19 protein-coding genes and 1 pseudogene are annotated in these 16718 nt (G+C 69.0%); 9 read left to right on the top strand and 11 right to left on the bottom strand.

The genetic code is table 11. From position 1 onward, the window contains the following. Both ABT340_RS42290 and ABT340_RS42285 read left to right on the top strand, forming a co-directional pair. The coding region (locus ABT340_RS42290; protein ID WP_352016599.1) for a zinc-binding dehydrogenase at positions 1-693 on the top strand (693 nt) is incomplete at its 5' end. Beyond that, positions 690-1343, top strand: a complete 654-nt coding sequence (locus tag ABT340_RS42285) for an MBL fold metallo-hydrolase (protein ID WP_352016598.1) — start codon at positions 690-692, stop codon at positions 1341-1343. The genes ABT340_RS42290 and ABT340_RS42285, both read left to right, overlap by 4 nt. Positions 1344-1358: 15 nt before the next feature. Here the strand turns inward: ABT340_RS42285 and ABT340_RS42280 are convergent, their stop codons facing one another. From ABT340_RS42280 to ABT340_RS42265, 4 genes are read right to left on the bottom strand one after another with little or no spacing between them, the layout of a single operon-like run. Then, complete coding sequence (locus tag ABT340_RS42280) at positions 1359-2579, bottom strand: ABC transporter permease (protein WP_352016597.1); 1221 nt, start codon at positions 2577-2579, stop codon at positions 1359-1361. After that, on the bottom strand, positions 2579-3286 hold the full coding sequence (locus ABT340_RS42275) for an ABC transporter ATP-binding protein (RefSeq protein WP_352016596.1): 708 nt from the start codon (positions 3284-3286) through the stop codon (positions 2579-2581). Before ABT340_RS42275 ends, ABT340_RS42280 begins: the two co-directional genes overlap by 1 nt. After that, the gene (locus ABT340_RS42270) at positions 3283-4410 is read right to left on the bottom strand and encodes a peptidoglycan-binding protein (RefSeq protein ID WP_352016595.1); all 1128 of its coding nucleotides are present in this window, start codon (positions 4408-4410) and stop codon (positions 3283-3285) included. The genes ABT340_RS42275 and ABT340_RS42270 overlap by 4 nt, the downstream gene beginning before the upstream one ends. Further along, the gene (locus ABT340_RS42265) at positions 4410-4937 is read right to left on the bottom strand and encodes a hypothetical protein (RefSeq protein WP_352016594.1); all 528 of its coding nucleotides are present in this window, start codon (positions 4935-4937) and stop codon (positions 4410-4412) included. Before ABT340_RS42265 ends, ABT340_RS42270 begins: the two co-directional genes overlap by 1 nt. A gap of 206 nt (positions 4938-5143) precedes the next feature. Between ABT340_RS42265 and ABT340_RS42260 the strand changes: the two genes are divergently transcribed. Continuing rightward, on the top strand, positions 5144-5800 hold the full coding sequence (locus ABT340_RS42260; protein ID WP_352016593.1) for a response regulator transcription factor: 657 nt from the start codon (positions 5144-5146) through the stop codon (positions 5798-5800). Continuing rightward, positions 5797-7116, top strand: a complete 1320-nt coding sequence (locus tag ABT340_RS42255) for a sensor histidine kinase (RefSeq protein WP_352016592.1) — start codon at positions 5797-5799, stop codon at positions 7114-7116. The genes ABT340_RS42260 and ABT340_RS42255 overlap by 4 nt, the downstream gene beginning before the upstream one ends. A gap of 105 nt (positions 7117-7221) precedes the next feature. Here the strand turns inward: ABT340_RS42255 and ABT340_RS42250 are convergent, their stop codons facing one another. Beyond that, the gene (locus tag ABT340_RS42250) at positions 7222-7857 is read right to left on the bottom strand and encodes a M23 family metallopeptidase (RefSeq protein WP_352016591.1); all 636 of its coding nucleotides are present in this window, start codon (positions 7855-7857) and stop codon (positions 7222-7224) included. Between the two features lie 221 nt (positions 7858-8078). Beyond that, entirely contained in the window at positions 8079-8567 is a 489-nt protein-coding gene (locus ABT340_RS42245; RefSeq protein WP_352016590.1) for a hypothetical protein, read from the bottom strand. Between the two features lie 560 nt (positions 8568-9127). On the opposite strand from ABT340_RS42245, the gene ABT340_RS42240 reads away from it, so the two are divergent. The 4 genes from ABT340_RS42240 to ABT340_RS42225 all read left to right on the top strand — a co-directional run bounded on the left by ABT340_RS42240 (position 9128) and on the right by ABT340_RS42225 (position 13228). Beyond that, the gene (locus ABT340_RS42240; RefSeq protein WP_352016589.1) at positions 9128-10003 is read left to right on the top strand and encodes a DUF1963 domain-containing protein; all 876 of its coding nucleotides are present in this window, start codon (positions 9128-9130) and stop codon (positions 10001-10003) included. 596 nt (positions 10004-10599) lie between these two features. Then, positions 10600-11421, top strand: a complete 822-nt coding sequence (locus tag ABT340_RS42235; RefSeq protein WP_352016588.1) for a CPBP family intramembrane glutamic endopeptidase — start codon at positions 10600-10602, stop codon at positions 11419-11421. Continuing rightward, positions 11418-12572 carry a sensor histidine kinase gene (locus tag ABT340_RS42230; RefSeq protein WP_352016587.1) on the top strand — a complete coding sequence of 385 codons (1155 nt, stop codon included), beginning with the start codon at positions 11418-11420 and terminating at the stop codon, positions 12570-12572. Before ABT340_RS42235 ends, ABT340_RS42230 begins: the two co-directional genes overlap by 4 nt. Continuing rightward, a complete protein-coding gene (locus ABT340_RS42225) occupies positions 12569-13228 on the top strand; it encodes a response regulator (RefSeq protein ID WP_352016586.1) in 660 nt (219 codons plus the stop codon). The genes ABT340_RS42230 and ABT340_RS42225 overlap by 4 nt, the downstream gene beginning before the upstream one ends. On the opposite strand, the gene ABT340_RS42220 is transcribed toward ABT340_RS42225, so the two are convergent. From ABT340_RS42220 to ABT340_RS42205, 4 genes are all read right to left on the bottom strand, one after another. Beyond that, positions 13204-13482 carry a hypothetical protein gene (locus tag ABT340_RS42220; protein ID WP_352016585.1) on the bottom strand — a complete coding sequence of 93 codons (279 nt, stop codon included), beginning with the start codon at positions 13480-13482 and terminating at the stop codon, positions 13204-13206. The genes ABT340_RS42225 and ABT340_RS42220 overlap by 25 nt on opposite strands. 139 nt (positions 13483-13621) lie before the next feature. Further along, entirely contained in the window at positions 13622-13822 is a 201-nt protein-coding gene (locus ABT340_RS42215) for a hypothetical protein (RefSeq protein WP_352016584.1), read from the bottom strand. A 217-nt stretch (positions 13823-14039) separates the two neighbouring features. Continuing rightward, on the bottom strand, positions 14040-14516 hold the full coding sequence (locus tag ABT340_RS42210) for a nitroreductase/quinone reductase family protein (RefSeq protein WP_352016583.1): 477 nt from the start codon (positions 14514-14516) through the stop codon (positions 14040-14042). After that, on the bottom strand, positions 14513-15292 hold the full coding sequence (locus ABT340_RS42205) for an SDR family oxidoreductase (RefSeq protein ID WP_352016582.1): 780 nt from the start codon (positions 15290-15292) through the stop codon (positions 14513-14515). Before ABT340_RS42205 ends, ABT340_RS42210 begins: the two co-directional genes overlap by 4 nt. Positions 15293-15436: 144 nt before the next feature. On the opposite strand from ABT340_RS42205, the gene ABT340_RS42200 reads away from it, so the two are divergent. Further along, positions 15437-16081 (top strand): TetR/AcrR family transcriptional regulator, encoded by a 645-nt coding sequence (locus ABT340_RS42200; RefSeq protein WP_352016581.1) that lies wholly within the window; start codon positions 15437-15439, stop codon positions 16079-16081. A gap of 289 nt (positions 16082-16370) precedes the next feature. Here ABT340_RS42200 and ABT340_RS42195 read toward each other — a convergent pair. Further along, a pseudogene (locus tag ABT340_RS42195) lies at positions 16371-16580 on the bottom strand (helix-turn-helix domain-containing protein); the annotation flags it as partial. Positions 16581-16718 lie beyond the last annotated feature (138 nt).

The following is a 16718-nucleotide window of genomic DNA, read 5'->3' as shown; positions in this document are numbered from 1 at the left end:
GGCGCCTTCGCCGAGAAGACCCTGGTCGCCGCCGGGCAGTGCACCAAGGTCGACCCGGCGGCCCCGGCGACGGCCGCCGGGCTGCTCGGCTGCGGCGTGATGGCGGGCATCGGCGCCGCGATCAACACCGGCGGTGTGACCAGGGGCGACAGCGTGGCCGTCATCGGCTGCGGGGGAGTGGGCGGCGCCGCGATCCTGGGAGCCTCGCTCGCAGGCGCGGCGAAGATCATCGCGGTGGACGTGGACGACAGGAAGCTGGAGTGGGCCCGCTCGTTCGGCGCCACCCACACCGTCGACTCCCGCGAGAGCGACCCGGTCGAGGCCGTCCGCGACCTCACCGGAGGATTCGGCGCCGACGTCGTCATCGAGGCGGTCGGCCGTCCCGAGACCTACGTGCAGGCGTTCCACGCCCGCGACCTGGCCGGGACCGTGGTCCTCGTGGGCGTCCCGACCCCGGAGATGACGATCGAGCTGCCGCTGCTCGACGTCTTCGGCAGGGGCGGGGCGCTGAAGTCCTCCTGGTACGGCGACTGCCTGCCCAGCCGTGACTTCCCCATGCTCATCGACCTCCACCTCCAGGGACGGCTGAACCTGGACGGCTTCGTCTCCGAGACGATCGGCCTCGGCGACGTCGAGGAGGCCTTCGCCAAGATGCACCGCGGCGAGGTGCTGCGCTCGGTGGTGGTCCTGTGATCGAGCGCGTGATCACCTCGGGAACGTTCTCGCTCGACGGGGGTACCTGGGAGGTGGACAACAACGTGTGGATCGTCGGCGACGACACCGAGGTGGTCGTCATCGACGCGGCGCACGACGCCGGAGCCATCCTGGAGGCGGTCGGTGATCGCCGGATCGAGGCGGTCGTGTGCACACACGCCCACAACGACCACATCAACGCCGCCGCCCCGCTCGGCGCGCCCATCCGGCTCCACCCCGCCGACGACGTGCTGTGGAGGCGGCACCACACGGACGGCCTGCCGTACCTGCCGCTGGAGGACGGTGAGACGATCACGGTCGGCGGGATCGAGCTTGAGATCCTGCACACACCGGGGCACACGCCCGGTGCGGTGTGTCTGTACGCGGCCGCCGAAGGGGTGGTATTCACCGGCGACACCCTGTTCAGGGGCGGTCCGGGAGCGACCGGACGGTCGTTCTCCTCCTACGACACGATCGTCGAGTCGATCCGGACCAGACTGATGACCCTGCCACCCGACACGGTCGTGTACACCGGTCACGGCGACACGACCACGATCGGTGCCGAAGCCGTCGCCCTCGCCCGCGTCAGAACGGCCAGTGGCGGTGACCCGAGCCCGGGCGGCTCGTCGACGCCACTGGCCGTTCGGTGACCGCTCGACCCCCGTCTACGGCGTGGACAGGGCCTCCGTCGGGGACAGGCGGGAGGCGCGGACGGCCGGGTAGAGTCCGGCGACTGCGCCGATGAGGAGGGTCGCGGTGAGGCCGCCGACCGTGGCCCAGGCCGGCACGACCGAGGGCCAGCCGCTGTAGAGCGCGTACCCCGTCGTCACCCCTGTCCCCAGCAGGGTGCCGCCGGCGCCGCCCAGCGCCGACAGCAGCAGGGACTCGACCAGGAACTGCGTCCTGATCTGCCCCCTGGTGGCCCCCAGCGAGCGGCGCAGCCCGATCTCGGCGCGGCGTTCCAGCACCGAGATGACCATCGTGTTGGCCACCCCGACCCCGCCCACGAGCAGCGCCACCGCGCCCACCCCCAGGAGAAGGCCGGTGAACGCCTGGCTGGTTGCCTGCTTGGCGGCCAGCGCGTCGGACGGGCGGGAGATGTCCACCTCGTTCGGCGCCTCCGGGTTGGCCGTGCCCGCCAGCACCTGGCGTACGGACTCCAGCTTGGCCTCCTCCGAACGGGTGTAGAGCGTGGTCGGGTGCCCGTCGAAGCCCAGCCGTTCCTCGGCCACCGGCCAGCCGACGAGAACCCCGCTGTCCAGCTCCGCGGCCAGCGCCACGGGCTTCAGGACGCCGACGACCGTGAAGCGGATGCCGCCGACGACAACCTGGGTGTCCGGCCCCGCCGCGCCGATACCCAGCCGTTGGGCGGTGGACGAGCCGATCACGGCGGCGGGATAACGTTCGGTGGCCGCGTTCAGCCAGGTGCCGCTGTGCAGGGTCGCGCCCACCGTGTCGAGCAGGTCGAGGCGGGCCGCGTACGTGTTGAGCCCGCCGGTCTGGGCCTGCGGGATGTGCTCCGAGCGGTAGACCTTGGCCTCGGTGATCTTCGCGATGGACGAGGCCGACTCGACGGGCCCGATCCGCTCGATCATCGCCTCCGCGCCCTTCGGCATCTGGGCCGCCTCGCCGGTGATCGTCGAGCCCGCGGAGACGGTGAGCAGGTTCGTGCCCAGCGCGGAGAGCTGACGGTCGAGCTCGGCGCCCGAGGAGGACGAGAGCCCGACCACGCCGACCATGGCCGCGATGCCGATGGCGATGCCCAACGCCGACAGGAACACCCGCAACGGCCGGGTACGCAGGCCGACCGCGCCGACCCGCATCACGTCGCCCGGCCGCATCCGGGCCGGGGCCGGTCTGGGCCGCCGCGTCTCGACGACCGCCATCACGCCACCCCTGGTTCCACGGGCTCGGGCTGCCTGGCGGAGTCGGAGACGATCTGGCCGTCACGCATGCTCACCCGCCGGGGCAGGCCGGCGGCGATCTCACGGTCGTGCGTGATGATCACGATGGTGGTGCCGCCCCCGTTCAGCTCGTGCAGCAGCTCCATCACCCCGGTGCCCGAGACGGAGTCGAGAGCACCGGTGGGCTCGTCGGCCAGGAGCAGCGGCGGATCGCCCGCCACGGCCCTGGCGATGGCCACGCGCTGCCGCTCCCCGCCCGACAGCTCGTGCGGCTCGTGGTCCATGCGGCGCTCCAGCCCCACCCGCCTGAGCGCCGCCGCCGCGCGGTGGCGCCGCTCGGACCTGGTCAGGCCGGTGTAGACGAGACCGTCGGCCACGTTGTCCAGCGCGGGGACCCTCGCGGCCAGGTGGAAGGACTGGAAGACAAACCCGATCGTGGTCGCGCGCAGCGCCGACAGATGGTTGTCGGACAGCTTGGAGACGTCGTAGCCGTCGATCTGGACGGTCCCCGAGGAGGGCTGGTCGAGCGTCCCGACGACATTCAGCATGGTCGACTTGCCCGATCCAGAAGGCCCGGAGATGGCGACCAACTCGCCATGCTCGATCCGCAGCGACACCGACTTCAGGGCCGCCACCCCGCCCGAATACGTCTTGGACACGTCCGTCAGCGCGATCATGGGGTACGTCATCTCGGCATCCCCACGATCATGCCCTCGCTCAGCCCGTCTCCGGACACCTCGACCCGACCGCCGGCAAACAACCCCGTCTCAACAGCGATATAGCTGGACTTTCCGCCCTTGATGACCTCCAGGCCGAAACCGCCCTCCCGCAGCGCCACCAGCGCCGCCACCGGCACGGTCAGCACGTCCTTGCGCTGCGACGCCGTGAACGTCACGTCCACCGACGCCCTGTCCAGCCTCCTGGCCGACCTGGCGGCCCCGATCGAGACCAGCGCCTCCACGCGCGTCTCCGGCTCAGCGTTCTGGCCGTCGCCCGGCTCGATGATCGTGGCCACCTCGGTGACCTCGCCCTTCACACTCCTGCCGTCCGGCAGCGTGACCTCGACCATGGCGCCCTCCTTGGCCATCGGCTGGTCCTCGGCCGCCAACCGCACCGTGATCACCTTGGACGTGCCCGTGTACGTCAGCACCTGCTGCCCTGGCCGGGCCGGCTGACCCTCCTCCGACTCCAGGCTCTCCACCCGCACCTTGCCGGGGGTGAAGACGACCCGGCCCAGCTCGACCACGCCGGTCTCGTCCAGGCCGCGGTCCTCCTGCCACTCCCTGACGGCCACATAGGTGGCGTAGGTGTACTCCTCGTCCACCGTGAAGCCGTCGTAGCCAAGCTTGCTGAGGTTGCGCTCCAGGTTCTCGACGTCCTTGCCCTTCATGCCGATCCTGAGATCCCGGTAGGCGGGCACATTCCCGTACAGAAGCATGACCGGCTTGTCGTCCAGGCGGTACAGCGACTTGCCACGTGTGATCGTCGCGCCGCTGTCGGGCAGCCAGGTGACCGTGCCGGCCTGACGGGCCATGGCCGAGGTCACGGGACCGTAGCCGAGCTCGCCGTCGGCCTCCCTGGTGTCGTTCAGGGTCTGCCTGGTCACCGTCGTGGTGGCCGGAGGCAGGGCCGCGGCCGACTGCGTGCGACCGGCGCCGCCCTCGAACAGGCCGACGCTGTTGACCGCGACGAACCCGCCGCCCGCCGCCGCTGCGAGCAGCAGTCCGGCCACCAGCCTGCCCCTGCCACGGCGGCGCCGCCTGGGAGGCGTGGCCCCCGGCTCCGTCCTGCCGTCGACGGTGGCCGTCGCCATCAAGAACCTCCCGGGCCGGCGTCAGCCGACTCCTGCTTGCACTTCTCCTCCGCGGCCTTGAAGTCGGGGTCCTCGCCGACCTCCCGGGTGATGCGCATCATGCCGCCCTCGGGGTCGGGATAGGCCTCGACGCCGTTGTCGCGCATGCACTGGGCGAGCCTGCGCAGGTTCTCGGTCGCCTTGGGGTCATTGCGGACCTGCCGGCCGCTGGGGGCGTACCGCCTGCACGCTTCCTGAGCCGCCTCGACTTTCCCCTGTGGCGTGTCCTTGTCGAACTTCATCATCATCTTGCCGCTGGAATCGGGGTCCGGCATGTCGACGCCGTTCTCCCGCATGCACTGGGCGAACTTCAACGCCATCTCCCGCGGGTCCGCGCTGGGCGGGGCGCTGTCCGCGGCCCTGGCACCGGCGCCGTCGTTCACCGAGGCCACGTCCGCGCCGCCTCCGTCGCCCGAGCCGCAGCCGGCCAGAAGCAGGGTGAGCGCGAACGGTGCCGTGACCAGCGCGCTGAGGACTCGTCGTCTCATGGGAGCTCTCCTTGTCGAATGAACCGTCGGATGAACTGTTCGAGGGTTGGGGCCGGACACGTTCGGCGTCTCCGCTGCACGGCTCATCTCGTCGTGATCCTCTCTGCGGGAACGTTGAGAGGGATCACATCTACCGGCCGGCGCCTATCGACGGGCGATCGGCGGACCATACGTGGTCCATATGCGAGCGTTGCGATACTGCCCGGATGCGTGTGCTCCTGGTCGAAGACGAGCAGCCCCTCGCCGGATACATCCAGGCGGGGTTGCGCAAGCACGGCTTCACCGTCGACGTGGCCCTGGACGGCCGCAGCGCGCTGGACAAGTGCGAGCTCACTCCGTACGAGGTGGTGGTCCTGGACCGGGACCTGCCCATCGTGCACGGCGACTCCGTCTGCCGTCGGCTCGCCCAGCGAGGCGAGTCGCGGGTGCTGATGCTGACCGCCTCCGACGCCGTGGAGGACCGGGTCGGCGGACTGATGCTGGGAGCGGACGACTATCTCGGCAAGCCGTTCGCCTTCTCCGAGCTGGTCGCCCGGGTTCACGCCCTGGTACGGCGCAGCGCACCGGCCCGTCCGCCGGTGCTGCGCATCGGCGGGGTGAGCCTGGATCCGGCCCGGCGCAGCGCCGAGCGGGACGGCAGGCTGCTGCGCCTGACCCCCAAGGAGTTCGGCGTGCTGGAGCAGCTGCTGGCCGCCGACGGTGACGTGATCAGCGCGGAGACGCTGCTGGAGAGGGTGTGGGACGAGCACGCCGACCCGTTCACCAACGCGGTCCGGATCACCGTCGGCACGCTGCGCCGCAAGCTCGGCGACCCGCCGTTGATCGAGACCGTCATCGGCGCCGGTTACCGGATCGGCCCGTGAGGCTGACCGCCCGGGCCCGGCTCGCCATCTTGCAGACCGCCCTCGTGCTGGCCGCGGGGGCCGCGCTGACCGGACTGACCTACCTGTTGACGAGGCGGCGCCCGGCGTTCTTCACCCGACTGGTCTCGCCCGGGCCCAACCCGCGGGGCGTGTTCCAGCCGGTGCCGCTGTGGCCACAGCCGCAGGACCTGCTCTATCTCGCCGACCAGGTACAGGCCGACACTCTGGCCGCGCTCCTGCCCCAGGCCGGCCTGGCGCTCGTCACGGTGACCGCCCTGGCCGCCGTACTGAGCTGGCTGGTGGCCGGCCGGGTACTGCGACCGATCCGCGTCATCTCCGTCGCCGCCCGGCGGCTGTCGGCCGAGAACCTCACCGAGCGGGTCCCGGTCACCGCCCCGGCCGACGAATTGTCGGCGCTGGCCTGCACGGTCAACGACATGCTGGACCGCATCCAGCGCGGCGTCGCCGAGCGAGACCAGATCCTGGACAGCCAGCGGCTGTTCACCGCCAACGCCGCCCACGAGCTGCGCACCCCGCTGACCACAGCCCGCACCGCCATCGACGTCACCCTGGACGGCCACCCCGGCCGTGACGAGCTGCTCACCATGGCCGGCGACGTCCGCGACGCCGTCACACACATGCAGCGCGTCCTGGACGGGCTGCTTCTCCTGGCACGCAGCCAGGCCGGTCTTACAGCGCGGCAACCAGCCGACCTCGCCGCCATCGCGGCCACGGCCCTCGACGCCGCCCAAGCGCGAGCGGCGGTCGCCGACGTCACAGTACGGCCCCGGCTCCGGCTGGCACCGGTCACCGGCGAACCAGTCCTGCTGGAACGAATGATCGGCAACCTGATCGATAACGCGATCCGCTACAACCAGGCGGGCGGGCACCTGGCCATCGACACGGACACCGCGGGTGGATGTGCCGTCCTGCGGATCTCCAACACCGGCCGGGAGATCCCGCCCGAGGCGGCGGAGACGCTACTGGAACCGTTCGTGCACGGGCAAGATCCCCGAGTCCGCACCGACGGCCTGGGACTGGGACTGACAATCGTCCGCGCGATCACCCTCGCCCACCGGGGACGCATCGCGATCAGCGCCCGCTCCGGCGGTGGCCTCGACATCACCGTCGACCTCCCGCACGACCCGACGGCCACGGAGATCGGCCGGCACGACGACGCGACGCGGTCGCCGCTCACGCCTGGCGTCCACCACGCGCGCGGCAGAGCCAAGAGCCGTCCTGTCGAACGAGCGCACCGGCACCTGCCGGATGCGGGACGCCCCCGGCGGTGGCCTGGCTCAAGGAGACGACGCTGAGCGCCTCCTGCCGGGTGGTGGGGCATGACGAGCATTCGAGCTGTGGAGCGGCTGTCGTGACTTTCCGTTCGAACGCGCCTCGCCGAAGGGGTCACGGCTGACACTTCACCGGCTGTTCCGGTGCGGCTCCTGCGCGGTGATGACCTCGCCGTCGCGCGGCAGTGATCCTCTGAACGTCACGGGCACCGCGTTGGCGTGCTCGACGTCGCGATTGTCGATCGCCTGGACGTGGACGTGGGGCTCGGTGCTGTTGCCGGAGTTCCCGCAGCGGCCGAGCACGTCGCCGACGTGCACTCGTTGCCCGGGCCGGACCTCGACGCCGCCGTGTCGGAGGTGGCAGAGGGCGACCACGACGTCCGCGTGCTCGATCAGCACATGGTTTCCGGCGAGTGCCACCCAGCCTGCGGCGGCTCGCCGGCGCTGGCTCAGGGCGTAGCCGATCGAGGGCAGGCCGCGATACGCCGGGTGGTCAGGCTCGGTGTCGTGCACGGCCAGGACGACACCCGCGACGGGTGCCAGGATCGGGCGTCCGAAGCCGGGGAACCTCTCGGGCGGTTCCGGGCGTACGAGAGAGCCGAACGTGATCGGTGCCGTGCGCCCGGTGCCGCCGACGGGCACGAAGTCGATCGCGTAGGACGTGGCGAACAGAGTTGTCCCGTGGCTGGGCACCCGGTTGGCGGGGCTGTTCTGGACCAGCCAACGGCCGGTGAACGGGTAGTCCAGATCGATGGAAGCGGCCACGCGGTTCCTCTCTCCGACCTGACGCGAGCCCGTGAACGCGAACGAGCGGGTGTTCTCATTCTCCCACCGTGACGACAACGGCAGGGGAAGCGGCCAGATCGTGACCGCTTCCTGCGGCATGACGACCTTCATGCCGAAACCCTCAGCACGGCTGCCGGTGTTGCCGCCGCCACTCCAAGCCCGCTTCCAGTTTCGGCGGTATCGCGAAAGTGCCGTTCCCGCTAATTGAAACAGTCCTGCTTGCTGAGCGAGATACTGTAATCGGCGACCTTGCCGCGCGTGATGTCGAACAAGTAGTAGGCCTTCTTGTTGCCGGGGACCGTGATCGAGTAGAAGCCCTGGAAGGTTTTCTCGATGTGCGGGTAGGCCGCCTTCAACTGCTTGGCGGTGGAGCCGATCTTGATGCCTTCCGGGGTTGTCATGCCCTTCGCGGCGAAGATGGCGGCCAGTCCCACCTTCGACGAGATATAGACGCCAACCGAGTCCTTGGGGGTCGGGAACTGCTTCAGGTCCCAGCCGGAGCAGCCGTCGTTGCTCGGGGCGCCCGGCGTCTTCTTGACGACCTTCCTCGTCGCCTTGGCCTGCTTGACGGTCATGCCGAGCTTGACGGCGCCATAACCGTAGGGGCCCAGCGTCGGCTTGGCCTGGGCGTTCGCCGCGGTGGCGCCGGAGACCAGCAGCGAGCCGGCGAGGAGCGAGGCCCCGATCATCGTTTTCATCATGTTCTGTCTGACTGCGAAACGCCGGTAAAGGTTTTGGGTAGAGCTACCTTTCCTCCGGTGACGCCGATCCGAGCCAGGGGCCGGGAAATTTGATGTCATGAGGATTCCTCCGTGCATCAGGGGTGGATGAGACCGTCGCCCATAGGCGCCGCCCGGTAGAGCCGCAGATGATTACCGTCGCTGCGGAGTTTCCTCTGGCCAGGGCGTTGACATGTCAAGCATTCTGAGAGGCGCCTCCGAGGAGGGTCGATTTTTGGCGGCAGCCCGGTATCGGCCGGGCATAAACAACACATCGGGGGCGCGGACGGTGTCTCCCATGGCGCTGTCCTCCGAACTACCGATGGCCGCGATCCGGTTTCGCGGTCGACCGTGGTTGTCGGCCGCTGATGAGAAAGGTAGGAACGCAGGACCCCGCCCCGAATCACCCCGTGGTGGACATTCCGTGTAGCTCGCACGAGGGACAAGTGAGACAACGGCGTGGGGACCGTAGGCCGGCTGATCGCCGGATTTTCCCTCTCGTCGTCACCTTCATGGCATCATGCTGCGCCATGGATTATCAGGGGCGGTTTCGTCGTGCAGCGCTCGCCTTGAACGTCCCAGAGGACGAGATCAGCAGATTCATCAAGCACCTCCGGTTGTCGATCGGGTTGTGCGGAGGCTCCGGCGGTGTTCCGGTCGGGCGGTTCGGCGGATCGCCCCGACTGCCGGTGGGCCGGGACCGGCCGTCCCACCGGGGCAACCGGTTGCCGTTCGTCTTCTCCGTCGACTGCGCGAAGCTGCCGAAGGTCGACGGCTCCGGCCTACCGGCAGACGGCTCGCTGCTGTTCTTCCTCGACCATGAGAACGACTACGGGGCCGGCAGGGTGGAAGGAGATCGGGGGTACGCGTGCGTCGTGTACGTACCGGTCGGCACCGGTACCGCGGTCGCAGAATCACCCGACTCCGAGTTCGTCGGCAAACAGTACGACCTCAGCGCCACACTCCTGGCAGAGCTGCCCGACTGGTTCCCACCACACGACGAGGACGAGGAGGACCTGTCACCCTTCCAGCGGCAGCTGGCCCGTGACCTGGAACATGACATGCCGCACCTGGACGAACTCCGCTCTGTGGCCTACGACCTCTGGCCGCCCGACGAAGGGCTCGCCAGCACCTATATCGGCGGGTATGTCGACGACGAGGTGATCACGAGCATCGCGGAGCAGACCCTCGCGGGGCGTGAGAAGGCCGGCGAGATCGTCATCCCGATGGGGAAATGGTATTCCCATGTGGAAGAGGAGAAACACCGGCTGACAAGTGAGTGGATGTCGCTCGCCTGTTTTCCCGTGGCCGATGAGTTTTATTCCGGGAGTTTTGTGACCCGCTACGACGACCTGGCCGCCGGTCGGCTGGACAAGGCGTATTCCGTGACCGAGTTCAGCGAGTAGAACCCCCGGCGCCCATCGCGATGACCGGCCGGCCACCCCTGCTGAGCTTCGGAGTGCCGTGGAACTCGGTGACACGAGTTTTAACGACACCTCCTGTAGGGAGGAGACACCTGAGGTGCCGTACCGGCTGATAACCCTTGAGGTCAACTGGCTTCTTGGGCCTTTTTCAACCTGACGGTGCCGGTCAGCGCGGGTGCAGGGAATTGGGGGAGACGAGTCCCCCGGCAAGACAGCAGCCGCCCCAGATCCGACACCCCAACCGGAGCCTCGTCGCTGTCTACCCCGCCGCGATCGCGCTGTCCAACCGCGCTCTTGTCCGCCTGGCCGACCTGATCCGCGCTCACCACGCCGAACGGTGCTCCCGATGGCGCCGGGGGAAGGCCGCAGTCGCCGCTCCCTGCCGTGTGGCGCGGGATCCGCTGGGGAGGCGCGCCGTCTGCGGCGGCGTCGGAGGCCGCCGAGGGGCGTTGTTGTCCCCCATGCGAGCTACTGGTGATTGTCCACCTGATGGGGACGATCCCGGCGCGCCGGATGCCTAGCGTTTCCCGGTGTAGCGGCGGAGCCCCGCCGTGTGACCCGCACGTGAGGGAGTCGTCATGCGGTTGTTGAAACAGTTCGTGCCGGTCGCGGTGGTCGCCTTCGGCGGTAATGCGATCATGGGCGTGGTGCAGGGCAGTCCACTTCTCACCCTGCTCTTCGGCGTTGCGATGGCCGCACTCGCCGTGTTCGTCTACGCGCGGACGGTGCGGTGGTCCGAGGGCCGCACACCGGCTGAGGTGGCGACGCAGGGAGCCGCCGGCACCGTCGCGAAGGGGGCGCTGATCGGTGTCGCGCTGTTCGCGGCAGTCATCGTGAGCATCGCCGTCGTGGGCGGCTACCGGATCGACGGTCTGGGTTCACCGGCGGCTGCGGTCGGGCTGCTGGGCGTCATGGCCGCCGTCGCGGTGAACGAGGAGCTGTTGTTTCGCGGCATCCTGTTCAGGATCGTCGAAGAACGCGTCGGTACGTGGCTGGCGCTGGTGCCGACCAGTCTGCTGTTCGGCCTGTCGCACCTGTTGAACCCGCATGCCAGCCTGTGGGGTGCGATCGCCATCGCGATCGAGGCGGGCAGCATGCTCGCCGCGGCCTACGCCGCCACGCGCACTCTGTGGGTGCCGATCGGTGTGCACTTCGGTTGGAACTTCGCGGTGGCCGGCATCTTCGGCGCCGAGGTGTCGGGCGGCGGCGTGGCGCAGGGGTTGCTGCGTGGTGTGACGTCGGGTCCCGCTGCGCTGACGGGCGGTGCGTTCGGTCCGGAGGCGAGCCTGTTCGCGGTGGTGGCCGGCCTGCTGCTGACGGTCGTGTTCATGCGACTGGCCCGTCGGCGCGGAAACGTGGTCCCGTTCCGGCGCGGCGCGGACGCTACGCTCGCACGGTGATCGATCTGCGGCGGATCATGGAGCTGTGGCGGCGGTGTGACGTCGTGATCCGGGATTCGGTGTTCGGGCTGCTGGTCGCCGTCGCGTCGCTACTACCGGCCCTGCACGGCAAGGGGACGCAGGTCGGTGACCTGCCGATGGGCCCTTTCGACGGGCTGGCCTTGGTGGCGATCGCCCTGCAGTGCCTTGCGCTCGCCGTGCGTCGACGGTGGCCGGCGATGTGCCTGGTTCTGGTGTCGCTTGGTTTCGTCCTCGACCAGGTACGCGCCTACCACGTGTTCGCGAGCAACGCGATGCCCATCGCGCTCATCAGTGCGGGCGCGCACCTGGAGCGGTACCGGCGCGTCACGGTGGTCGTGCTGTCCATGGCGTATGTCGCGCTGGCGCTGGCGCTGGACCGGTTGGGCGGGACCGAGAGGGTGGAGGGTTATGTGGCGTTCTACCTGGCGCTGACCCTGGCGTGGGGCACGGGGGCGTGGTTGCGCTCGTCTCGCGCGGCCGAGGCCGAACGCCGTCGCCATGCCGCCGAGGCCACCCGTGCCGCCGAGCGTACGCGGATCGCCCGCGAGCTCCATGACGTGGTGACACACCATGTGACGGCGATGGTCGTGCAGGCCGAGGCCGCGCGTTATCTGACCGCGGCTCCCGACCGCCTTGACGCGGCGCTGGGTACCGTCACCGACACCGGTCGGCGGGCCATCTCCGATCTGCGCCACATGCTCGACCTGCTCAAGGCCGATCATGACAGTGAGGCCGGGGTGCCTTCCGCGGGTGAGCTGGGCACGCTCGTGGAGCAGACCCGTCAGGCCGGGCAGCCGGTGGAGTTCACCGAGGAGGGCAGCGCGGCGGAATCGGCGGGCAGTGCCGAGTTCGTGGCCTACAGGGTCGTGCAGGAGGCCCTGACGAACGCGCTCAAATACGCCTACGGCAGCCGTACCGTGGTTGCGGTGCACTACGGGGAGAAGGAGATCGGCGTGGAGGTGAGCACCGACGGTTCGGGTTCGCGGACCGGTTCCCCCGGTGGTAGCGGGCGAGGGCTGGCCGGGCTCCGCGAGCGGGTCAACGCCTTGGGCGGTGAGTTCAGCGCGGGCCGGCGGACGGGTGGCGGCTTCGTGGTGCGGGCCCGCATCCCGGCGGGACGCCCGTCGTGACGGCGCCGCTTCGCGTGCTGGTCTGCGACGACCAGGCGCTGATCCGCACCGGTTTCGCGACGATCATCGATGCTCAGCCCGACCTTGAGGTGGTGGGCGAGTGCGGCGACGGCCGTACCGGGGTCGATCTGGCCCGGCGGCTGCGTCCGGACATCGTGGTGATGGACGTGCGGATGCCGGTGCTGGACGGCATCGAGGCGACTCGCAGGCTGGCCGGCGCCGGGGTGGCCGACCCCGTCAAGGTGCTCGTGGTGACGACGTTCAACCTGGACGAGTACGTCTATGAGGCGTTGCGGGCCGGGGCAAGCGGGTTCCTGCTGAAGGACGCGCCGCCGGCGCAGTTGCTGCACGGTATCCGCACCGTCGCGACGGGTGCGGCCCTGTTGGCGCCGGAGGTGACGCGGCAGCTCGTCGGCAGGTACGCGGCGCGCATCCGTCCCGTCAGAGGAACGGAGAACGATGTCCCGTTGACTCCGCGTGAGCTGGAGGTACTGCGCTTGATCGCCGATGGCCTGTCCAACGGCGAGATCGCCGCCGCGCTGGTGATCAGCCAGGAGACCGTCAAGACGTACGTGTCGCGCATTCTCACCAAGCTCGATCTGCGCGATCGCGTGCAGGCGGTGGTCTACGCCTACCGCCGGGGCCTGGTGACCTGAGAGGCGCTGCGCGACCCGGTCTGCAGGGTCAGCAGGGCGCTGAAGTGCGGGCTGAGCGTCAGCCAGTCAATGTCGTCCCGGCTGAGCTGCCCGCGCGGCTGGCTACGGGCCTCGGTCACCCACGACAGGTACTGCCCGTGCAGCTCGGCGACTGAGGACGGGCTGTGCGCGAGGTTGACGGCGGCCGTGTGCACGTGACGCAGAGCCGCCAGCACGTTGGACCGGTCGGCGTTCGCGTCAAGGGTGATCAGCACGCAACCCAGCGTGCCCGACTACGGCGGCCCGCCGTCACCGACTAAGCGAGGGCGCGCACCGGCAGCCCCACGGCCCCGCCCCGGCAGTAGTCTCCGATGCCGCCGGGCGGCGTCCCTGGGTACCCGTTTCATGAGCGGGTCACAGGGTCTGGACCTGCCACTGCCACCCGGTCGCCTCCTGGCAGGCCGCATGAATGGTGTGGCCCTGAGGGGAAGTCGTCATGAGATGGTTGATCTTCGCCAGCAGTGCGATGGCGAACCCCTGGGGCAGGTCGGGCTGGCCATGGGCGCGGGAGACGATCTGGATGGGCTCGCGGCCGCTGGCGGGAACAATCTGCACACCGCGAGCATCGGCGTGCGCCGCAACGATCAAATCAGCGCGAACGGCGCGCCCCTGAGTGTGGACGAGCGGCCAGGGCGTTGGCCCGTTTCAGAGGTCAGTTCGGTGACAAGGGCCGCCCACCCGCCAGTCGCGTACCTGACCTCTCAGGTCAGTACACCTAGCCGCGACTACACCCCAGTCCCTGGGAACAGGTCACGTGTCGAGGAGTCCGCGATCACGGCCGCTGGCGGAAGCTGATACGCATCAGTCGGCTGTCGGCCCAGTCTTCGAGTCGTGTCGGCCGGATGGTGCCGGGGTCGTGGGGTTGATTGAGATCCGCGACGATCTCGGTCAGCACGGTCTGACGTTCAGCTGGGTCGGTGACCGGCATGGCTCGTGCGGGCAGGTCCGCACGGGTCCCGTTTTTGAGGTGGAAGGTGAAGTTGGGATTGGCGAGAAGGTTCGCATGCCAGTCGGTCGCGGCCCCGCCCGCGCCGCTGCACAGGTAGGTTGCGCCCGCAGCCCGGTAGAAGAAGATCTCGATGCGGTGTGGCCGGCCGGTGCGTCGCCCCAGCGTCGTGATGTCGATGATCCGTTCTCTGGTGCCCGCGGCGGGGGTGATCTCGATGGCTCGCCGGACGTGGTCGGGCAGGTGGGATAAAGACGCGTCCCGTGCGGAGTCGTTCGACCCGGTCGTGTCTGGAGTGCTCATGCGGTCTCGGTCTGAAGGGCGGGGCCGAGGAGGAGTCCACCGTCGATGACGTACTCCGACCCTGTGATGAACGACGCGTCCGATGACGTGAGGAACAGGAGGAGCCGGGTGACGTCGGTCGGCTCTCCGAGCCGGGGGACGGCGAACGGCTCGGGTGAGTAGAAGTCGGCGATCGCCGCGGTGGCGCCGGCCGCTGGTTCGTGGATGAAGGAGGTCGCGATCACACCGGGGTGGATGGTGTTCACCCGGATGTGGTCGCGGCCGAGTTCGAGTGCTGCCGTTCGGGTGAGGCCTCGTACGGCCCACTTGCTGGCGACGTACGGTGCGTAGTGCGCCGTGCCGCCCAGGGCCATGGTCGAGGCGATGTTGACGATGGCTCCCCCTGCCGCGCGGCGCAGAGCGGGGGCGGCGACCTTGATGCCGAGGAAGGTCCCTGTGAGGTTGGTGTCGAGGATGCGCGACCACGTGGCCTGCTCCGTGTCTTCGATCGTTGCCGGCGGGTTCTGCACGCCCGCGTTGTTGACGAGCACGTTCAGGGCGCCGAAGGCGCTCTCGGCGGCTAGCACAGCGTCGGACCATGAGCTCCCGTCGGTGACATCGAGGCGGGTGAAGCGAGCGCGGGTCCCGAGCTCGTCGGCGAGAGCGGTGCCGCGTTCGGCGTCGATGTCGCCGATCACCACGTTTGCTCCCTCCGCGTGAAAAGCGCGTACGTGGCTCGAGCCCTGGCCGCCGGTCCCACCGGTCACGAGCACGGTCTGGTCGTCGAAGCGGGGCATCAGATGTTCCTTCGGTACGGGGATGACCGGCCGGGAGTTTCGGAGACGAACGCCGGCCGATGGTGAGCTGATTGACTCACCACTGCCCTGACACTAGATCGATGGCAATGGTGAGTCAAGCCACTCATCTTGTATGCTCGGCCCATGAGCAGGGTCGTGACGACGTACCACCAGCGCGTCGCCCAGGAGAAGCGCGCGCTGATCGTGACGGCCGCGACCGCACTGTTTCTTGAGTTGGGCTACGACCGGACGTCGCTGGCGCGGATCGCAGAGCGCTCGGGCGTTTCGCGGGCCACCTTGTTCAAGCAGTTTCCGAGCAAGGCTGCCCTGTTCGACGCCATCGTGACCGAGTCCTGGGCAACCGCTGACGAAGAGGATCCTCCGTCGGCAGGCAACATCGTCGACGGGCTCAGCACCATCGGTCGCCGCTACGCCGAGCTGTTGAGCCGCCCCCAGATGACCGACCTGTTCCGAATCGTCATCGCCGAGCTGCCGCGATTTCCCGAACTCGCCAATGCGCAGTTCTCGCACGGGAAGATGCCCTACTTCGAGTCCGTACGCGGCTATCTCCTGGCCGAGCACGAGGCGGGAACGGTGCGGATCGAGGACGTGGAGCTCGCAGCCACCCAATTCCTGGGCATGATCTCCAACTACGTCTTCTGGCCGACACTCCTCGTGCCGGGCTGGAAGGTGAGCGCCGAACGCGTCGCTCAGGTAGTGGACGAGGCCGTCCACACCATCGCCGCCCGGTACGCCGCGCCCGGACCAGGGCCGTCCACCCACGACTGACCCGCCGACCGCGACTGAGTTCCACCGCCGCCAAGGAACTGCTGCTTGAGCAATCGAGTCTGTCGGCCCCAAGGACGTTCGCGAGGCACCTCCGTGGAGGCAACAACGCCCGTTCCGACCAGGTCACGGCTATGCATGGACCAGGCGTGATATCAGAGGGAGCCGGTAACGTCGAATTCCTCCGGGAGAGGTCCAGGGGGAAAAATCGGTGATGCCGCCACTCGGCTGGGGTCGTCCGGGAGATCAGGCAGATGCGCTCTCGCACCCACTCACCGATCCTCCGCGGACGGCCTCCGCTCCATTTTGGGTCCAAAGCCTCGAACCCTCGCTCGTCGAACGCATGCACCACCTGGCGAACGTAGTCATCACTGACCTGCATCAACGTCTTGATGGCGGAAGCGGACTGTCCTTGTGCGGACATCAGCACCACGATCGCCCGCCGCAGCTTCACCGGATCCTTGGCTGAGCGGGTGATCCTCTGCAGGCGCCGCTTCTCCATCGTCAACGCACGGACGAACACCTCGGGTTTACGTGCCACGGCCACCTCCCAAAACTCCTCCGGGACCAGGCTGGCCTGCTCCCCCGCCGAGATCAAATAGCCCAGCAAGGTTCGGTGACACTAGCCCGCCGTACTGGG

It is taken from the genome of Streptosporangium sp. NPDC000239 (assembly GCF_040300765.1).
In the GTDB taxonomy this organism is placed as follows: domain Bacteria; phylum Actinomycetota; class Actinomycetes; order Streptosporangiales; family Streptosporangiaceae; genus Streptosporangium.
This window is presented reverse-complemented; position numbering and strand designations above follow the sequence as displayed.